Origin of the sequence: Roseinatronobacter thiooxidans (assembly GCF_001870675.1) — a bacterium.
GTDB lineage: Bacteria > Pseudomonadota > Alphaproteobacteria > Rhodobacterales > Rhodobacteraceae > Roseinatronobacter > Roseinatronobacter thiooxidans.
This window is the reverse complement of record NZ_MEHT01000001.1, coordinates 18,057-37,159: the sequence shown is the minus strand read 5'-3', so window position 1 is coordinate 37,159 and position 19,103 is coordinate 18,057. Positions and strand designations below refer to the sequence as shown.

Annotated in this window: 17 protein-coding genes; 4 read left to right on the top strand and 13 right to left on the bottom strand. The window is 59.6% G+C overall.

Translation table 11 applies throughout. From position 1 onward, the window contains the following. Positions 1-6: 6 nt before the first annotated feature. From BG455_RS00155 to mutM, 8 genes are all read right to left on the bottom strand, one after another. The gene (locus BG455_RS00155) at positions 7-627 is read right to left on the bottom strand and encodes a LysE family translocator (protein ID WP_071467930.1); all 621 of its coding nucleotides are present in this window, start codon (positions 625-627) and stop codon (positions 7-9) included. Then, positions 624-1,061: a VOC family protein gene (locus tag BG455_RS00150; RefSeq protein WP_071467929.1), complete on the bottom strand. Its 438-nt coding sequence runs from the start codon at positions 1,059-1,061 to the stop codon at positions 624-626. The genes BG455_RS00155 and BG455_RS00150 overlap by 4 nt, the downstream gene beginning before the upstream one ends. After that, positions 1,058-2,152: a DNA replication/repair protein RecF gene (recF, locus tag BG455_RS00145; RefSeq protein ID WP_071467928.1), complete on the bottom strand. Its 1,095-nt coding sequence runs from the start codon at positions 2,150-2,152 to the stop codon at positions 1,058-1,060. The genes BG455_RS00150 and recF overlap by 4 nt, the downstream gene beginning before the upstream one ends. Positions 2,153-2,242: 90 nt before the next feature. Then, positions 2,243-3,361: a DNA polymerase III subunit beta gene (dnaN, locus tag BG455_RS00140; RefSeq protein ID WP_071467927.1), complete on the bottom strand. Its 1,119-nt coding sequence runs from the start codon at positions 3,359-3,361 to the stop codon at positions 2,243-2,245. Between the two features lie 106 nt (positions 3,362-3,467). Then, positions 3,468-4,808 (bottom strand): chromosomal replication initiator protein DnaA, encoded by a 1,341-nt coding sequence (dnaA, locus tag BG455_RS00135; protein WP_071467926.1) that lies wholly within the window; start codon positions 4,806-4,808, stop codon positions 3,468-3,470. A gap of 459 nt (positions 4,809-5,267) precedes the next feature. Then, on the bottom strand, positions 5,268-5,534 hold the full coding sequence (gene rpsT, locus BG455_RS00130) for a 30S ribosomal protein S20 (protein WP_071467925.1): 267 nt from the start codon (positions 5,532-5,534) through the stop codon (positions 5,268-5,270). A gap of 151 nt (positions 5,535-5,685) precedes the next feature. Continuing rightward, complete coding sequence (locus tag BG455_RS00125; RefSeq protein ID WP_071467924.1) at positions 5,686-6,462, bottom strand: enoyl-CoA hydratase; 777 nt, start codon at positions 6,460-6,462, stop codon at positions 5,686-5,688. Positions 6,463-6,526: 64 nt separating this feature from the next. Further along, entirely contained in the window at positions 6,527-7,390 is an 864-nt protein-coding gene (gene mutM, locus BG455_RS00120) for a bifunctional DNA-formamidopyrimidine glycosylase/DNA-(apurinic or apyrimidinic site) lyase (protein ID WP_071467923.1), read from the bottom strand. Positions 7,391-7,496: 106 nt separating this feature from the next. Between mutM and ubiE the strand changes: the two genes are divergently transcribed. Together ubiE and ubiB are read left to right on the top strand one after the other, a co-directional pair. Next, positions 7,497-8,249, top strand: coding sequence for a bifunctional demethylmenaquinone methyltransferase/2-methoxy-6-polyprenyl-1,4-benzoquinol methylase UbiE (gene ubiE / locus BG455_RS00115; protein WP_071467922.1), 753 nt, complete (start codon positions 7,497-7,499; stop codon positions 8,247-8,249). Positions 8,250-8,251: 2 nt separating this feature from the next. Continuing rightward, entirely contained in the window at positions 8,252-9,781 is a 1,530-nt protein-coding gene (gene ubiB, locus BG455_RS00110) for a 2-polyprenylphenol 6-hydroxylase (protein ID WP_071467921.1), read from the top strand. A gap of 2 nt (positions 9,782-9,783) precedes the next feature. Here ubiB and BG455_RS00105 read toward each other — a convergent pair whose 3' ends face one another. After that, positions 9,784-10,380 (bottom strand): thiamine diphosphokinase, encoded by a 597-nt coding sequence (locus tag BG455_RS00105; RefSeq protein WP_245735426.1) that lies wholly within the window; start codon positions 10,378-10,380, stop codon positions 9,784-9,786. A gap of 240 nt (positions 10,381-10,620) precedes the next feature. Between BG455_RS00105 and BG455_RS00100 the strand changes: the two genes are divergently transcribed. Beyond that, positions 10,621-12,795, top strand: coding sequence for a hypothetical protein (locus BG455_RS00100; RefSeq protein ID WP_425438708.1), 2,175 nt, complete (start codon positions 10,621-10,623; stop codon positions 12,793-12,795). A gap of 162 nt (positions 12,796-12,957) precedes the next feature. On the opposite strand, the gene infB is transcribed toward BG455_RS00100, so the two are convergent. The 4 genes from infB to rimP are packed head-to-tail and all read right to left on the bottom strand — an operon-like array spanning position 12,958 to position 18,364. Further along, positions 12,958-15,483 carry a translation initiation factor IF-2 gene (infB, locus tag BG455_RS00095; RefSeq protein WP_071467918.1) on the bottom strand — a complete coding sequence of 842 codons (2,526 nt, stop codon included), beginning with the start codon at positions 15,481-15,483 and terminating at the stop codon, positions 12,958-12,960. Then, entirely contained in the window at positions 15,480-16,112 is a 633-nt protein-coding gene (locus BG455_RS00090; RefSeq protein ID WP_071467917.1) for an RNA-binding protein, read from the bottom strand. The genes infB and BG455_RS00090 overlap by 4 nt, the downstream gene beginning before the upstream one ends. Before the next feature lie 17 nt (positions 16,113-16,129). Then, positions 16,130-17,755: a transcription termination factor NusA gene (gene nusA, locus BG455_RS00085; protein WP_071467916.1), complete on the bottom strand. Its 1,626-nt coding sequence runs from the start codon at positions 17,753-17,755 to the stop codon at positions 16,130-16,132. Between the two features lie 3 nt (positions 17,756-17,758). Then, positions 17,759-18,364 carry a ribosome maturation factor RimP gene (rimP, locus tag BG455_RS00080; protein ID WP_071467915.1) on the bottom strand — a complete coding sequence of 202 codons (606 nt, stop codon included), beginning with the start codon at positions 18,362-18,364 and terminating at the stop codon, positions 17,759-17,761. A 332-nt stretch (positions 18,365-18,696) separates the two neighbouring features. Here rimP and BG455_RS17220 point away from each other — a divergent pair, with 332 nt between their 5' ends. After that, positions 18,697-18,852, top strand: coding sequence for a hypothetical protein (locus BG455_RS17220; RefSeq protein ID WP_170124767.1), 156 nt, complete (start codon positions 18,697-18,699; stop codon positions 18,850-18,852). The last annotated feature ends 251 nt before the right edge of the window (positions 18,853-19,103 follow it).

The window sequence follows — 19,103 nt, the reverse complement described above, 5'->3', positions numbered from 1 at the left end:
GCTGGGTCAGGTGACGGCAATCACCACGCCCACCCCGATCATCAAGACCCCTGCGATGCGGTTGGTGCGCGCAATGGCCGTGCCGGATCGCAACAGCGCGCGCGCGCGGTCGATCAGAAGCGCCATGCCAAGGTTCCCCAGCATCGGGATTGTTACCGAGACGAGGACTATTGCCGCAATATCGGCCCATGTCACGCGGGTCAGATCGAAGAAACCGGGCAAGACGCCCATATAGAACAGAATCGCCTTGGGGTTGGCCAATATCACCGTCACGCCTGCGGCAAATCCGGCAAGCGCGCCGGGGCGGGTCAGGCGGCTGTCGGCCGAGATGTCGCGCGCCGCATGCCGGATCAACTGCCAGCCCATCACCACGAACATGGCTACGGCAACCCATTTCATGGCTTCAAGAAGGTCGCCATAGATCGACAATATCCATGTCAGGCCGAAAATCGCGGCCAGCGGCCACATCATATCGCCCAAGGCAACCCCCACGGCCAACGGCGCGGCAGAGGTGAACCCTCCCGACATGGCCCGCGCGGTCAGCGCCACCCAGACCGGCCCAGGCGTCAGGAACAGGACCAGGATTGCACCTGCGTAAAAGGCAAGTTCCAGCAATGAGATGGTCATGGGGCCTCGGGCAAGGTCAGGCTGCCATCTTCTGATAGCGGCCAGAACGGGTTATGGGCCAATTCCCAGACATGGCCATCGGGGTCGGTGAAATAGCCCGAATAGCCGCCCCAGAATACGGCTTCGGGGGCCTTGAGCGGCTGCGCGCCCGCCGCCAGCGCCTCGGCATAGGCGGTGTCCACATCCTCGCGGCTGTCGAAATTCTGGCAAAGCGTGACCGCGCCCGTTCCAAGCACCGCACCTTCGCGGCCCTGATCCTTCGCCAGTTCCGCACGCCCGAAAAGCATCAGCGCCTGTCCGTGCAGTTGGAAACAGGCCATGCCGTCAACCTCTTCGGCGGGCACCCAGCCAAGCCCCTTGTAGAACGCTTTCGCGCGCTTGAGGTCGTCGACGCCAAGGGTGACGAGGGTGATGCGCTGGCGCGGATAGCTCATGGGGCAATCTCCTCAAGAATCGAGCGCCCGTCGCGCTCCGAGACGGTGAAATGTTGCGCGCGGGGGCCGAGATCGGAAAATAGTTCGGCCCCTGTGCCGGTCAGAAATGCCTGCGCGCCAAGGTCGCAGAGCGCATCATAAAGCGCCGCGCGGCGGGTCGCGTCAAGATGGGCTGCGACTTCGTCCAGCAGCAAAATGGGTGCGCTGCCCCGAACCGTGGCCAGCGCGCGGGCATTGGCAAGGATGATCGAGATCAGCAGCGCCTTCTGCTCTCCGGTGGAACATTGCGCGGCGTCCATGCCCTTGGCGGCCCATGTCGCGCGCAGATCGGCGCGGTGCGGGCCAATCAGGCTGCGCCCCGCCGCCATATCGCGCCTGCGCCCTTCGGCCAGCGCGGTTGCAAGGGCGTCTTCCTGCGTGGGGGCGGCGCAGTCCAGCGCAAGATCGGCTTCGGGGAAAGGGCTGTCCGGATCGGCATGCTGGCCAAGAATGGCAAGAGCGGCGTGGCGGTTGGCGCTGATCCGCGCGCCGGTCTGGGCCATTTGCGCCTCTAGTGCCGCGAACCAGCCCGCATCTGTCACCCCTTCGCGCAACAGGCGGTTGCGTTCGCGCATGGCTTTCTCATAGCCCAGCGATTGCGCGGCGTGGTCGGGGCGAAAGCTAAGAACAGTACGGTCCAGAAACCGCCGCCGCCCTTCGGTGCCTTCCAGCCAGAGACGGTCCATCGCGGGTGTCAGCCACAGCATGGCGGCCAGTTCGCCCAAGGCGATCTGGGGGGCGGTCTTCTCGTCTATGCGGACTTGTCGCGGGCTGCCGGGTTCTGCCCAAGTCTCTAGCTGGCGCGACCCGCCCGGCGTTGCCATTTCTGCGCGGATTTTCCAGCCCAGGGATTGCGGACGTCGCGCAATGTCATCGGGGCTGGCGCGACGCAGACCGCGCCCCGGTGACAGCAGCGAGACAGCTTCAAGAATATTCGTCTTGCCTGCCCCATTCAGCCCCGACAACACAACAGGGCGCCCATCCAAGTCAACCCGCGTGCGCTGATGCGAGCGGAAATGCGAGAGGGTCAGGTGGCAGACATGAATCGACATGGCCTAGCGGTAAAAACTATTGCTGCAAGTTACCAGCATGAAAAAGCCCCGCAAATGCTGCGGGGCTTGGCTGTTTGCGGTGCCGCTGGGTTAAACCCGCATTGGCATCACAACATAGACCGCGCTGGTGTCATTGCCTTCGCGCATCAGGGTTGGATCGCCGGATGTGTTGAACATGAACACAGCATTTTCCCGATCTACCTGAGAGGCGATTTCCAGCAGGTATTTGGCGTTAAAGCCAATCTCCAGCCGTTCATCGCTATAGGCGACGATCAGTTCCTCTTCGGCGGCACCCGAATCGGGGGCGTTTACCGACAGAACCAGCCTGTCATCTTCCAGCGCCAGCTTTACTGCGCGCGAGCGTTCGGAAGACACCGTTGCCACGCGGTCAACCGCTTTGGAAAATTCGCTTGCGTCCACTTCCAGCCGTTTGGTGTTCTGGGTGGGAATGACGCGGCTGTAATCGGGGAAGGTGCCGTCAATCACCTTCGATGTCAGCGTCATATCCGGCGTTGCAAAACGTACCTTGGTTTCCGAGACAGAGACTGCAATCTCCATATCGTCATCTTCCAGCAGTTTGCGCAATTCGCCCACGGTTTTGCGCGGGACAATCACCCCGTGCATGTTTTCGGCCCCTGCGGGCAAGGGCGCATCAATGCGTGCCAGCCTGTGCCCGTCTGTTGCCACGCAGCGCAGCACGCGGCCGCCTTCGCTGTCGGCCACATGCATATAGACGCCGTTCAGGTAATAGCGCGTCTCCTCGGTCGAGATGGCGAATTTTGCCTTGTCGAACAGGCGGCGCAGCACTTTGGCGGGGGCTGCAAAATTGGCGCTGTATTCGCTGGACGCCATGACGGGGAAATCTTCTTTCGGCAGTGTGGCCAGCGAGAAGTTCGACCGCCCCGCCGAGACTTGCAGCCGCCCTGTGCGGCTGTCATCCACCAACTCGATCAAAGCGCCATCGGGCAATTTGCGGATGATGTCATGCAACAGCACTGCCGACACTGTCGTGGCACCGGCCTGTTCGACCATCGCTGGCGCGCGGTCCAGAACCTCGATGTCCAGATCGGTGGCGCGCAGGGTCACGCTGCCTTCACTGGCCTCTATCAGGACATTGGCCAAAATGGGAATCGTGTTGCGCCGCTCTACCACGGATTGCGCCTGAGCGACGGCCTTGAGCAATACCGCCCGTTCAATACTGATCTTCATGCCCTAGACCCTTCTTAATCGCTAGCAGAACACACCCTGCCGGGTGCGCGAGCCTAGTCAATTTTAATATGACGACAAGCGTTTTTTCGCTGATTCCGGCAAGAGTTCAGCTTTCCAGAAGGCGGCGCAGCAATTCGATATCTTCATTCAACTGCGTGTCTTGTGTGCGCATCTCGACAACTTTGCGCACGCCGTGCAAAATCGTGGTGTGATCGCGCCCGCCAAAGCGTCGCCCGATTTCGGGCAGAGAGCGCGATGTCATTTCTTTGGACAGATACATCGCAATCTGGCGCGGCCGCGCAATCGTGCGGGTGCGTTTGGGGCCAAGCATATCGGACAGACGAATGTTGAAGTGTTCAGCCACTTTGCGCTGGATTTCTTCAACCGTCACGCGGCGCTCTGAGCTGCGCAGCATGTCGGACAGGCAATCTTGCACCATATCCAGTGTGACTTCCTGCCCGATCAGGCTGGAAAAGGCGAAGAGGCGCTGCAACGCGCCTTCCAAAACGCGCACGTTGGTGGTGATTCGATGCGCCAGAAATTCAAACACACCATCATCAATCTTGATGCTGCCATAGCTTTGGGCAAATTGCGCGGCTTTGCGTTGCAAAATGCCAAGGCGCAATTCGTAGTTGGTCGGGTGCAGGTCCACCACAAGGCCGCATTGCATCCGCGACGAGATGCGCGCTTCAAGATCCTTGATCTCTCCGGGGGCGCGGTCTGCGGAAATGACGATCTGTTTGTTCTGGTCAACCAAGGCGTTGAACGTGTGAAAAAACTCTTCCTGCGTGCTGTCCTTGCCGGCGATGAATTGCACATCATCCACCATCAGCACATCGACCGAGCGGAACAGGTTTTTGAAATCCATGATCTCGCGGTCGCGCAGGGCCTGCACGAATCGGTACATGAACTGTTCGGCAGAGAGATACAGAACTTGCAGATCAGGGCGCTTGGCTTTCAATTCCCATGCGATGGCGTGCATCAGGTGGGTTTTGCCCAAGCCGACACCCCCATATAAAAACAGTGGGTTGAAGGTGACAGGCCCGGCTTCGGCCACGCGGCGGGCTGCGGCATGGGCCAGTTCGTTCGGTTTGCCCACAACGAAATTGTCGAAATGGTATTTCCCATCAAGGGGGGCGCCTTGCAGGTCATCACCTTGTGCGGCCTTGCTGGTGGCTGGCGCAGCGACTGCGGCGCGCGGCGTGGGGTCGCCCACAATAAATTCCATCCGCGACACATCGCAGGCCAGCGTTTGCAGGCGCGCGAAAATCTGGTCGTGATATGTGCGTTTTACCCAATCGCCGACAAAGCGGGACGGTGCCCTGAAGCGCACAACACCATCGGTGATCCCAAGGCACTCCAAGGGCGCGATCCAGTTCTTATGGTTGCTATCCCCAATTTCATAACGCAGCTCTTCAGAAATTCCGGTCCATTGATCCGCAACCATCACACCCCAGCCTTTTTATCTTCTTGCATCCACAGTCGCATCGTTCACCCAAACCTTGTTATGTGCTGGCAGCCCCCTGCCTGGCGCATTCCAAGACACTCATTACAAAGCAATGGTCTGCCTAAACCTTGCCGTGCTTTACACTACATCAATAATATCAGTGGGTTCCGCATAGTTTAGTGGCAGCTAAACACCGCGTAAAAAACAGAGACACACCGATTTCCGAACTTGGGCAATGGGCATCGCAGGCTGCGATTCACTGTTCATGGCACCAGACCCCGAGTCGTCCAGACATTAGCAACCGGACCTCGGAGCGGCAACAGAACTTGCAGCTTGACGTCGAAAAGCGATGCAAAGAATCGCCAGACGAGGGGCACGACTGCCTGTCTGCCACAAAAAAAAGACACCCGAAAAGGTGCCTTTTAGAAGCAGGTTTTTCTGGCAGGACTGACGCCAGATTCAGGCGGCCAGTGCCTTGATGCGGGCTGACAGGCGCGACATTTTGCGGGCAACGGTGTTCTTGTGCAGAACGCCTTTGGTTACGCCGCGGTCCAGTTCTGGCTGAGCTGCGCGCAGCGCTTCATTCGCTTTGGTCTGGTCGCCCGAAGCGATGGCTTCTTCAACCTTGCGCAGGAAAGTGCGCAGGCGCGAGCGGCGCGCTTTGTTGATTTCGGTGCGGCGCTCTAGCTGGCGGGCGCGCTTTTTCGACTGTGGTGTATTTGCCATGGGCTTGTGTCTTTCGTGTCCGTTTCAATTATTTTGCACAACGGACCCTAACTGGCCCAACAGACCAGTTTCGACTCGTGCCTTAAGCGGGCCCACGCGCATGTGCGGCGCATATACGACAGCTGTGCAAAAAAGGGAATAGCTGTTTTCGTTACTGGTCGCGGAATTGCGGTTGGCGCTTTTCAAGGAAAGCCGACATGCCTTCTTTCTGGTCCTTGGTATTGAACAGCATGTGGAACACGCGGCGTTCGTACAAAAGCCCTTCGCGCAAGGTCGTCTCATAGCTGCGATTGACCGCTTCCTTGACAACCTTGACCGTGATCTGTGACTTCTCCGCGATTTTGGAGGCGGCCGCCATCGCTTCTTCCATCAGCTTGCCTGCGGGAACCACGCGGCTGACAAGGCCCGAACGCTCGGCCTCTTCGGCATCCATGAAGCGGCCTGTCAGATGCATGTCCATCGCTTTGGACTTGCCGACAAACCGTGTCAGGCGCTGGGTGCCGCCAATGCCTGCCACCACGCCAAGGTTAATCTCTGGCTGGCCGAATTTGGCGGTATCGGCAGCGATAATGAAATCACACATCATCGCCAATTCGCACCCGCCGCCCAGTGCATAGCCGCCAACAGCGGCAATAATGGGCTTGCGCACGCGCAACATCGCCTCTGTCTCGGGGGCGAAGAAATCGGCTTGGAACATGTCCACAAAGCCTTTTTCCGACATTTCCTTGATATCCGCACCCGCCGCGAATGCCTTGTCAGAGCCGGTGATGACGATGCAGCGCACCTTGTCATTCTTGTCGGCAGCGCCAAGCGCGTCTGCCAGCTCGCTTAGCAAGGTGCTGTTCAGCGCGTTCATTGCATCAGGGCGATTCAGGCGGATCAGTGCGATATGGTTGTCAATATCGACGATCAGCGTTTCATAGGCCATGGGTTGGCACCTTGGTTGTTGTAATCAGGCTCATTGGCATAGCAGCTTGATCACGGGGTTCAAGTCATCTCTGGCAGGTTGGGCAATAGAAGCTGGATCGGCCTGATTGCACGGCACGCCGCACGGTTTGTGGGCAACCATCGGTGACGCAGGCTGCCCCCTCGCGCCCGTAAACCTGAAAAGAATGCTGGAAATATCCAAGTTCGCCATTGGCTTGGCGATAGTCGCGCAGGCTGGACCCGCCCGCCTTGATCGCGTCCATAAGGGTGGTGCGGATGGTGTCGGTCAAAAGCTGGATGCGCCCTGCGCCAATGCGGCCCGCAGCACGCAGGGGGCTGATGCGCGCACGAAACAGCGCTTCGCAGACATAGATATTGCCAAGACCCGCGACGATTCGCTGGTCCAGAAGGGCCGCTTTGATCGGGGTTTTGCGCCCGTGCAGGCGGCTTGCCAGATAGTCTGCCTGAAATCCATTGCCCAGCGGTTCTGGCCCGATGCTGGCCAGAAGGGGGTGCGCCTCCAGCGTGGCCGTTGCGCCCATGTCCATCGCGCCAAAGCGGCGCGGGTCGTTGAACGTGACCCGCGCGCCATTTTCCATATGGAACAGGACGTGGTCGTGTTTTTCTATGGCAGGGTGGTCGAAATGAAACTGTCCGGGCACATGCGCAGCTTCCAGCCCCGAGATGACCATGCGCCCCGACATGCCCAGATGAATGATCAGGCTTTCGCCTGTATCCAGATCGGCCAGAATATATTTCGACCGGCGGCGCAGATGCAGCACGCGCGCGCCCGACAGACGGGCCGCCATGTCAGGGGGGAACGGCCAGCGCAGCCCTTCGCGGCGCAATTCGGCTTGTGCAATGCGCTGCCCCTCCATTGCGGGCAACAGGCCACGGCGCACAGTTTCGACTTCGGGCAATTCTGGCATGGCTTTGGTCCGCCTTGTCACGGGGTCGCATTGTATCGCCCCCCTATAACCTTATAAGAGGAAGCAGACAGCCCCAAAGCGGGCAGACATGCGGAGCGTGGCAGGCATGAGCGAGAACGACAAGACAACACATTTCGGCTATCAGACCGTAGGTGAAGATCAGAAATCGGGGCTGGTGCAGGGTGTGTTCACCCGCGTTGCCTCGAAATACGATGTCATGAACGATCTGATGTCGATGGGCGTTCACCGTGTCTGGAAAGACGCCATGATGGATTGGCTGGCCCCGCGCCCCGGCCAGCGCCTGCTGGATGTTGCGGGCGGCACGGGCGATGTGTCGTTCCGTTTCCTGAAACGCGCAGGTGCAGGGGCGCATGCCACGGTGCTGGACCTGACCGAATCGATGCTGATCGAGGGGCAGAAGCGCGCCGAAGCTGAAAACATGGCCCATGTGCTGGATTGGCTGGTGGGCGATGCGATGGCGTTGCCCTTTGCCGATAACAGTTTCGATGTCTATACAATCAGCTTTGGCATTCGCAACGTCACGCGGATTGAAGATGCGCTGTCCGAAGCCTACCGCGTGCTGCGCCCCGGTGGGCGGCTGATGGTGCTGGAATTCAGCCAGCTTCCCGTTGATGGGCTGCAAAAGCTGTATGATCTGTATTCGTTCAATGTGATTCCCGTCATGGGGCAGATCGTGGCGAATGACCGCGACAGTTATCAATACCTTGTCGAATCCATCCGCCGCTTCCCCGATCAGGACCGTTTCGCCGATATGATCGTTGCTGCAGGGTTCGGGCAGGTGAAATACCGCAACCTGTCGATGGGTATTGCGGCGCTGCATTCCGGCTGGAAGATCTGATCATGCGCGGACCGTTCAATCTGTGGCGGCTGATCCGCACGGGTGCCACATTCGAGCGCACAGGTGCGATGCATGTGGTGCTGGAAGCCATGAATGCGCCCCCGCGACTGCGCTTTGCGGCCCGCGTGCTGGGCTGGCCGTTCAAGCTGCTGGGCTTGAAGGGCGACCCAAGCCAGCCGCCGCTGACGCGCGCGCTCACCGCTCTTGGCCCTGCCTATATCAAATTCGGGCAAACCCTGGCCACCCGCCCCGATGTGGTGGGGCAGGAACTGGCCGACCAGTTGCGCTATCTGCAAGACAAGCTGCCGCCATTCCCGCGCGCAGAAGCCATGGCGATGATCGCGCAGGAACTGGAAGCGCCGGTAGATCAGATTTTCTCGCATGTGTCAGAGCCGGTGGCGGCTGCATCCATTGCGCAGGTGCATTCGGCCACTCTTGCCGATACAGGTGTGCGCGTTGCCGTCAAAGTGCTGCGCCCCGATGTCGAGCGCGCGTTTCGCACCGATGTGGATGCGTTCTATTTTGCGGCCGGTGTGATTGAGTGGCTTTTGCCCTCGACCCGCCGTCTGCGCCCGCTGGATGTGATCCGCCATTTTGAAAGCGTGGTCGAGGGCGAGCTGGATTTGCGGCTGGAGGCAGCTTCGGCTGCGGAATTTGCGGCGAATACTGAAAATGACGCGGGCTTCAGCGTGCCGCGCCCCATCTGGAACCTGTCCTCGCGCCGCGTGATGACGCTTAGCTGGGCCGAAGGCATGGCGATGGGCGACAATGCCGCACTTGATGCAGCTGGCATTGACCGCAACGAACTGGGCGTGCGCGTGCTGACGCTGTTCCTGCGCCATGCGCTGCGGGACGGGTTCTTTCATGGCGATATGCATCAGGGCAATCTGAAGGTCACAGGCGCGGGCGAGATTATCGCGCTGGATTTCGGGATCATGGGCCGGATCGACCCGTTTACCCGCCGTGCCTATGCCGAAATCCTGTTCGGGTTCATTCGCAAGGATTACCGGCGCGTGGCCGAAGTGCATTTTGAAGCGGGCTATGTGCCGCCTGACCGTGACATAGACGAATTTGCCCGCGCCCTGCGATCGGTGGGAGAGCCGATTTTCGGCATGGATGCGCGCCACATCTCGATGGCGCGGCTGTTGGCCTATCTGTTTGAAGTGACAGAACGTTTTGGCATGGAAACCCGTACTGAACTGATCTTGCTGCAACGCACAATGGTGGTGGTCGAAGGGGTCGCGCGGTCGCTGAACCCCGAAATAAACATGTGGCATGTGGCCAAACCCGTGGTTGAAGAATACATCCGCGAAAGCATTGGCCCAAAAGCGCTGGCGGCTGATCTGCTGGCGACCGCGCGCATTCTGACCCGTTTCGGCCCGCACCTGCCACGGTTGGTGGAAGAGGCCCTGATCGCCCAAGCCAACCCTGAACGGCGCGAAACCACGCCAAAACGCGCGGGCCCCGTTGTCTGGAGTCTGATTGGTGCTGGGGTGTTGGGCGCGGGTGTTGTAATCGGCGCGATGCTCTGAACTTAGCGCCAGTCGGGGCTGGCTTGCAGCGCGTCCAGTGTCACTGCCAGATGCGCGCGCTCCAGCAAGACCAACATGCCGGGGTGATCGAATTCCAGCAAAATCCGGTCTGACTCCGCGTGGTTAGAGGTGCCAATCTGGGCGGCAGGGGCAAATTGTATGCCGTCAATCGGCCAGTGAAGCCCTGTTGACCGCCCGCTTACAGGGGCCATCGGAAACAGCGACACGCGCGCACCAACAGGCAGCGTCAACGCCAGACGCGGTGGCGCAAGAAAGCAGATATCCTTTGCGGCCAGCAATACGACACGCGCGCGCCCGTGCCGCACCAGTGACGACATGGCGGCAAGCGTATGGTCCAGCCGCGCCCCGTCAAACCCCAGCGCAAGAATGAAGGGGGCATGCAGGGCGCGCAAGGATTTATCGAAATCCGTGCTGTCCTGTTCCGCGATATGAACCAGCCTGTCGCCCAAGCGGGCAAGATGCGCAGCGTCCAGCGAATCCAGATCACCGATGACATGTTGCGGAATATGGCCGCAGTCCATCAGCTTGTTTGCGCCGCCATCTGCCGCGACCAGCATCGGCGCCAGCGTCAATGCCATATCTAGGTCGCATTGTGAGAATATGCCCCCACCCACCAGCGTTACGCCATAGATTGAGTCGACAGGCAGGCGCATATCGATAAAGTCTTTCCCTAGTTCGAATCGGTCTTTTCTTAGCCATATTCAGATCATCAAATAACCAAAGTCTGAACATCTAATCGCTCAGGTGTTGCGCAAATCTGCAATCGTACAGGTAACGAAAGTGAGCATGTTATGGTTGGCCCTAACAAAATTTTGACAGTGTCTTATGGCACATTCTCTTGCACGCTAGAGGGGTTTGACGAACCTTTCGGGACAATGCAGGGCATTGCCGAATATTTCCGCGATCTGGCAGCGCAGGACCGCTATTTTGGCGCGGAACCCCCGACCCCCGATGCCGAAATGCTGCATCGTATTGCCGAACGTGAAATTCAGCGCCGTGTTGAAGCGCGCATTCAGGAGAACGGTGTCGTTTTGCGGGCAGAGGCTTTGGCCGGTAACGGGACAGGCCCGCTTGCGCTGTCGGGCGAGATGCCAGCTGACACCGCGCCTGCACCCGAATCGATGCCTGCCCCCCAAACAGCGGCGGAATTTTTGGACGCATCTGCACAAGACGATGCGCCCGTAGCAGAATTGCCAACCGACCCTGCCATTGCCGAAGATAGTGCCGCGCCCGCATCTGGCGGGGATGCGCCGCAGGAAGAGGGCCTACACCCACAGGCCACAGAGCCGCAGGCAGATGCACCCCTTTCGGACAGCGCAGAAGAGGTGCAAAACACTTCCGACGCGCCCACGGGGGCCGTTGAAGATAGGGTGCAGACACCTGCCATGGCCGCTGTGCCTCAGCCCAAACCAACTGCGGCCGAAGCTGCCACTTCAATCAGCATGAGCGAAAAACTGGCCCGCATCCGCGCGCGAATCGCGCATGCCGCCAACACAGCGCCCAAACAGGACGCCGCCTCCCAAGCGACAGAGCAGGCAGCACCCCAGCCAGAGATTGCGCCGGTTGAAGCGGAACCGCAGCAGGCCGTGATCGCGCCAGAGGTGCTGGCCGAGCAAAGCACATTCGACGACGCCGTATGGGATGCAGAACTGTATTCCGAGGCTAGCGAAGAAGCTGATGCGCCAACGATGGATGCGGCCATGAACGACCCGGAACCAGAGCCGGGTGTCGCAGCGGCGGATGAGGCGGACGCAGAGGATGAAACGCAGGATGCTTCGGTTCTGGCCGCGCATTTTGACCGCGATGAAACAGATTTCGACGATGAGTTCGATGATCTGGACGATGATGATTTCGATGCCGATTTGCAAGACAGCTATGCCGCTGCGTCCGCACTCGATGCGGAACAGGCCCCCGCAGATGAAGACGACAAAGACGGCCCCCTGACGGATGAGGAATTGCGCGTTCGCATCCGCAAGGCCATCGGCGAGACAGGGCTAAGCCAGACAGACGAATCCGACCTGATTGCAGAGCTTGCGAATATCGAGCGGCAGGCAGCGCCCCGCCGTGCTGTCAATTCGCGCGCACAATTTGACGCCATGATCGTCGATACAGATGAAACGGCAGCCCGCCTGTTGGAAACGGCCCGTTCGGAATTGGGGCAAGTCGAATCGCAGCGCCGCCGCGAAACGTTCGAGCATATGCGCGTGGCTGTCGATGCAACGCGCGCCGAAGAAGCCGCAAAAGGCCCGCGTCGCCCCGATATCGTGCAGGCGCGCGAGATCGAGCGCTACCGCGAGGATCTGGTCGCGCCAGAACCGCTGCGCCCGACCCCGCTGCGAGAGGCAGAGATGGCGCAACCGTCAGAACCCGCACACCAAGAGCTTGAGGAAGAGACTGCCACCGCCGCACCAGAGCAGGTGGCCGTCGCTGCACCCCAGCCAGAGCGCCCTGACCTGTCCGAGGAAACAGCGCTGGCAGAGGCCCTTCAGCCTGTGCCACGGCGCCCGGCGCGGGTTGACGCGACACGCCGGTCCCGCCCTGAACCGGAACGCGCGCCCTTGGTGCTGGTGTCAGAGCAGCGTGTGGATAATCCAGCACAGGCCACGCCAGTGCGCCCCCGCCGCGTTGCCAGTACCGCCGATCGGACAATCGATCTGGAAGGGTTGAAGAAAGCCTCGCCCTTGTCGTCTGAAGATCGCAAAGCGTTCAAGGATTTCGCGGAAGCGGTGGATGCATGGTTGCTGGATGAGCAGATCGAAGCGGCGGCTGCCTTCAAGACCCATCTTAAAGGGCAGGAAGAATTCACCCGCGTTGACCTGATGAGCTATGTTCTGGCCTATAATGAGGGGCGTGATGTGACGCGTGACGATATGCTGCGCGGGTTTGGGACTTTGCTGCGCGAAGGGCGTTTGCAGCGCGGGGAAGGGGGTGCATTCCGCCTGTCATCAGCGTCAGAGTTTGACCAGCCTGCCCGCAAATATGCAGCGGGGTAAGGTGTAGCAGCCCCAACAAATTGCAGGCCAACCCACAAAGGCCCCGGTTGTGAACCGGGGCCTTTGTGCATTTGCACCTGAAAGGGCGATGGGCAATCAAGCCCATGAAAAAAGGGGCCATGTCTGGCCCCTTTTTCCTAATCTTCAAGATGCAACTGACACTTAGGTCAGGCTGCGTTCGATCTCTTCGCGCTCGAAGATTTCGATGACATCCTTGGGGCGGATATCTTCGTAATTCTCGAATGCCATGCCGCATTCCTGACCCGACTGCACTTCCTTGACCTCGTCCTTGAAGCGCTTGAGGGTCTTGAGCGTGCCTTCGTGAATAACCACGTTGTCCCGCAGCAAGCGCACACCGGCAGAACGCCGCGCGACACCTTCGGTGACCAGACAGCCAGCAACCTTGCCGATGCCCGATACTTTGAAGACTTCGCGAATCTCGGCATAGCCGATGAAGTTCTCGCGCACTTCTGCCGACAGCAGGCCAGAGGCTGCCGCTTTGATGTCGTCAACCAGATCATAGATGATCGAGTAATAGCGCAGCTCGACCCCTTTTTGGTTGGCCGAATTGCGGGCAGAGGCATTCGCACGGACGTTAAAGCCGATGATCGGCGCGCCCGAGGCTTCGGCAAGGCCCACATCTGTGTCGGTAATCGCGCCAACACCGTAATGCAGCACGCGTACGCGCACTTCGTCATTGCCGATCTTTTCCAGCGCCTGAACGATTGCTTCGGCAGAGCCTTGCACATCGGCTTTCACCAGAACGGGCAGTTCGGCGACATCCTGATCCGCTTTGGCCTTGGCCATCAGCTGTTCCAGTGTGGTTGCCGCACCCGCTGCCGCGCGTTTGTCTTTGGCCGCTTCCTGCCGGTATTCGGCAATTTCGCGCGCCTGCGCTTCGGTTTCGACCACGTTCAGCACATCGCCTGCTTCTGGCGTACCATTCAGGCCCAACACTTCGACAGGAACAGATGGGCCAGCTTCCTTGATCCGCTCGCCCTTGTCATTGACCAATGCGCGGACCTTGCCCCACTGTTCGCCGACCACAAAGATGTCGCCTTGGCGCAATGTGCCGTTCTGAACCAGAACAGTTGCCACGGGGCCACGGCCCACATCCAGCTGCGCTTCGATCACGGCACCCATTGCGTTGCGATCCGGGTTGGCCTTGAGTTCCAGAATTTCCGCCTGAAGCGCGATGGCTTCCAACAGTGTGTCCAGACCTGCCCCGGTGATGGCCGAGACTTCGACATCCTGCACATCGCCCGACATGGCTTCGACAACAACTTCGTGCTGCAACAATTCGGTGCGCACCTTGTTGGCATCGGCCGACGGCTTGTCACATTTGTTGATGGCAACAATCATCGGCACCTTGGCGGCCTTGGCGTGGTTAATCGCCTCGATCGTTTGGGGCATGACGGAATCGTCGGCGGCAACAACCAGCACGACAATATCTGTCACATTCGCACCGCGTGCACGCATGCTGGTAAAGGCCGCGTGGCCGGGCGTGTCGAGGAAAGACAGGATCGCGCCACTTTCGGTTTTGACCTGATAGGCCCCGATATGCTGCGTAATGCCGCCCGCTTCGCCGGACACAACACTTGTTTTGCGGATAGCATCCAGAAGCGAGGTTTTGCCGTGGTCGACATGGCCCATGATCGTGATGATCGGTGGGCGCGGATGCAGATCGTCGGGGTTGTCGTCGGTCTGCGTGATCACCTGCTCGACATCGGAATCCGAGACGCGCACAACTTTGTGGCCGAATTCTTCGATCAGCAATTCTGCGGTATCGGCGTCGATGGTCTGGTTCATGGTGGCCATGACGCCCATTTTCATCAGCGATTTGACCACATCTGCCACGCGTTCCGCCATACGGTTGGCCAGTTCCTGCACCACGATGGTTTCAGGCAACTGCACTTCGCGGACAACTTTTTCGCGCGACTGGGTCTGGCCCATCGCTTTCTGACGGGCGCGTTCCTGCTTGCGTTTCATCGCAGCCATAGACCGTTGACGACCGCCATCGCCTGCCAGCGCGTCTTTCAGCGTCAGTTTGCCTGCACGGCGTCCGCCCGCATCGTCGCGGGGTTTGGCGCGAACTGCGCGGTCATCTTCGCTGCGCTTGACTGTTTTGCGCGCATCCTGTGCGGGTGCTGCGGGCCGTGCGCGTTCGGACAAGGGCGCGGCTGCGGCCTCTGGGGCCGATGGCGCTTCGTCTTCTTTGACCTTGCGCGCAGCTTTCGCGGCTTTCGCATCAGCGTCGGCTTTGGCCTCGGCTTTGGCGCGGGCCTCTTCTTCTTCTTTGGCGCGCAGGGCATCTTCGCGTTCGCGTTCTTCGCGTTCGCGGGCTTCTGCCTCATCACGGCGGCGCTGGCGATCTTCTTCGCGTGCACGTTCTTCCGCGTCGCGGATGGCGGCGTCTTTCGTCTCGCGCGCTTTGGCGGCGGCAAGCGCTTTCAGGCGGCGCTCCATCTCGGCGTCGGTAATCCCGGCGGGGCGGCGCGATGGGTCAGACTGCGCTGGAACCTTACCTTGAGTCCCAGGCGCTTGCTGGGCGCCCGGCTTCGGGACCACCACGCGTTTACGTTTTTTCTCGACCACGACAGATTTCGTCCGTCCATGGCTGAAGCTTTGCTTCACATGGCCGCCCTTGCCGCCTATTCCGAGTGTTTTCTTTCCGTCTGTATCGCTCATGCGTCCGTCTTATCCTCTCCGGCGGCATATCCGCCGATACCTGTGCGCAAACCTTTCAGTCTTGTTGCTTCCTCTACAACAGCTTTACTGAGTCCACCAGCACGAAGCGAAGCATGTATCACATGTTCGCGCCCAAATGCCAAACCTAATTCCTGCGCACTTAGCCAGCCGATATAGCTGTCAGGCCCATCGGGCGGGCGCAGTTTCGTCTTTCCCCGAGTCGAGCCGTCATGCGCCTGAATGAGAATGGCCATCTCATCTTTCAGGGCAAGGTCGCGGCATTTCTCATAGCCTGCAAGGGCCAATCCGCTTTTGCGCGCCAACGAGATCAGATCGATCACGCGGCGTAGTAACAGCGCCTCGACCATATCCGCAAGCCCTTCGGGTACGGATACAGCCTGACGGGCGGCGCGGGCAAAGGCTTTCTTTTTCTCTGCCTGCTCCAGCATGGTGCGGTCTGCGCTGACCCAGATGCCACGGCCGGGCAATTTGCCTGCCAGATCCGGCACAATCTGCGCCTCTGGCCCGACAACAAAGCGGATCAGCGCGCGTGCATCGCCGGATGCGCCCGATACGATGCAACGCCGCTCTGGCCCATCCTTGATGACAGTCTTGCCTCCGCGCGTCATGTGCGCCTCCGCGCCGCTCAGGTCTGTTCACCCTCTAGTTCGGTGTCTTCGTCCGAACCGTCCTCGGCCCCGTCCTGTTCCAGCTCGCTTGGATCGACCCACCCCAGCAGAACGCGCGCGGTCATCACCAGATGCTGCGCTTCTTCAAGGCTGACCTCGAAGCGCTCCAGCAAGCCTTCATCCTTGACCCGCTCGCCATCGACTGTGGTCCAACCGCCTGCAAGTTCCCAGTCGGCGCAAGTGGCGAAGTCTTCCAGGGTCTTGATGCCGTCTTTGGCCAGCGCTTCGACCATTTGCGGTGTCAGGCCCTCAAACTCGATCAGGCTGTCTTCGACACCCAAGGCACGCGCACTTTCCAGTGCGGCCGCTGCAACTGCTTCCAGCCGTTCGCGGGCGCGGGTTTGCAGCTCTTGCGCGGTTTCTTCGTCAAAGCCGTCGATTGTCAGCAATTCATCCAGATCGACATAGGCCACTTCTTCAAGCGAGGTGAATTCTTCCGCAACCAGAAGTTGCGCCATCATCTCGTCAATGTCCAACTCGTCGATGAACAGCTTGGTGCGCAGGGCGAATTCCGCCTGACGCCGCGCCGATTCTTCGGATTCTGTCAGAATGTCGATGTCGAGGCCCGTCAGCTGGCTGGCCAGACGCACGTTCTGCCCGCGCCGGCCAATGGCCAGCGAAAGCTGCTCGTCAGGGACGACAACTTCGATCTTGCCTGCCTCTTCATCGATCACAACCTTGCTGACTTCGGCAGGTTGCAGCGCGTTGACAAGGAAAGTTGCCTGATCTTCGGTCCAGGGGATGATGTCGATCTTCTCGCCCTGAAGTTCGTTCACAACTGCCTGCACACGGCTGCCGCGCATACCCACACAGGCGCCCACAGGGTCGATCCCCGAATCATAGGAAATCACACCGATCTTTGCGCGCGAACCGGGGTCGCGGGCCACGGCCTTGATCTCGATGATGCCATCATAGATTTCGGGCACTTCCATCTTGAACAATTCGGCCATGAATTCCGGCGCTGTGCGCGACAGGAAAATCTGCGGCCCGCGCGCTTCGCGGCGCACATCCTTGACATAGCAGCGGATGCGGTCGCCGTTGCGGTAGCTTTCGCGCCCGATCTTCTCGTTGCGGCGCAGCACAGCTTCGCCGCGGCCAATATCGACAATGATATTGCCATATTCTTCGCGCTTGACGACACCGTTAAGGATGGTGTGGGCGCGGTCCTTGAATTCTTCATACTGGCGGTCACGCTCTGCTTCGCGGACACGCTGAAGAATGACTTGCTTGGCAGATTGCGCCGCAATCCGGCCCAGTTCCACGGGGGGAACGCGGTCGATAATCTCATCGCCCAGTTTCGGGTCGTCCAGATAGGGCTTGGCTTGCTCGACGGTCAGTTGAGCATGGTAGTTTTCCAGCTCTTCCTCATCGACAACAGTGCGCACACGCGTAAACGCGGCGACGCCTGTCTTGCGGTCGATGCTGACGCGGATATCCATATCGGCCCCGTAGCGTGACTTTGCAGCCCGCGCGAGGCTGTCTTCCATCGCCTGAATGACCAGTTCGGGGTCAATCATCTTTTCACGGGCAACGGCTTCGGCTGTTTGCAGCAACTCAAGCTGGTTGGCAGAGGTGATTGCCATGTGTCAGTCCTCCTGATGGGGCGCGCCTTGCGCGTCCGCTTCGTTGTCGTCTTCAATCTCGTCAAACTGGCTTTCGTCGAATGCGCCGCTTTCCTTGCGGGCGCGCAGCATTTCGGCGATCAATTCATCCGTCAGGACAAGTTTCGCCTCGGACAGCCAGTCGAATTGCAGGCCAATGGTGATCGGCTCGCCATTCTCTTCGATCTCGATCAGCACTTCATCGCCTTCAACGCCTGCCAACTCGCCTCTGAAGCGGCGGCGGCCATCGATCAGCTCTGTCGTTTCCAGACGTGCTTCGTACCCTTCCCAGACGGCAAAATCCTTTAGCCGGGTCAGGGGGCGGTCAATGCCGGGGCTGGACACTTCCAGTGTATAGGCATCGTCCAGCGGGTCTTCTACATCCAGCGCGGCGGACACAGCGGTAGAGATTGCTGCGCAATCGGCCACTTCAATGCCACCATCAGGGCGGTCTGCCATGATTTGCAAAGTGCGGGTCTTGCCCGCCATCAGGCGCAAGCGCACCAGTTCAAAACCCAACCCTTCGATCACCGGAGTGACGATTTTTGCAAGGCGTTGGTCCAAGGTTGTCTTGGCGATAAGATCGCTCATTGTTGCCCCTTTCCCGGGCCAAACACAAAAAAACGGGCGCGCGGCCCGTTATGATTTCCGGTGGAGCCTGAGTTTCAAGCGCCGCTGTTGAGAGGTCGCTTAAAACAGTTGCGTGCAGATATCAAGCGAAACCGACATAGGTCTGGAAAATATGGCGACACTCATAGTCGAGATTGCAACCCCTGTGCTAACCGCCGCGCTTTGGCAGGTACGGTCTTGCGGCGGCAAGAGCACCCTTTGTTGTGTCATGGCAGGCGTTCAACATGCCTCATCTGCGACGTCCGACGTAAGGTCTTTGATGGCGGCTTGGGGCATGGGGACAAAGCCCCCAAATGCGAAGATCAGAGGCACAGCGCCGCCGCGCATTGCCGGGTCGCATCTATCTGCCAGAATTGGTCTATGACCCAAACCGGCGGCGCTTTGGGCAGGCCAAGCGCAACGCCATGTGCTTCCGCAAATATGGTCAGTATGAAGCCAAGCTCACCTGACGCTGCGCGGCTTTGCACATGAAATGATGCTGGCAGCCAGGCCCCCCTGTAAAGCTGTGTCCCATGCGCAAGCCGCCACGACAGGGGAAACCATGCGTCAGTTGGCATCAAACCGGGCATAGCGGCGGAAAAATCTTGCGTTGCAGCGGCTTCGGCGTAACCATTGCGTGGCACATTGTCATTGTGATGTCGCACCACAGTGACACCGTCATAATTCAGAAACCACTTTTCAATCATAAGACCGGAGGGCC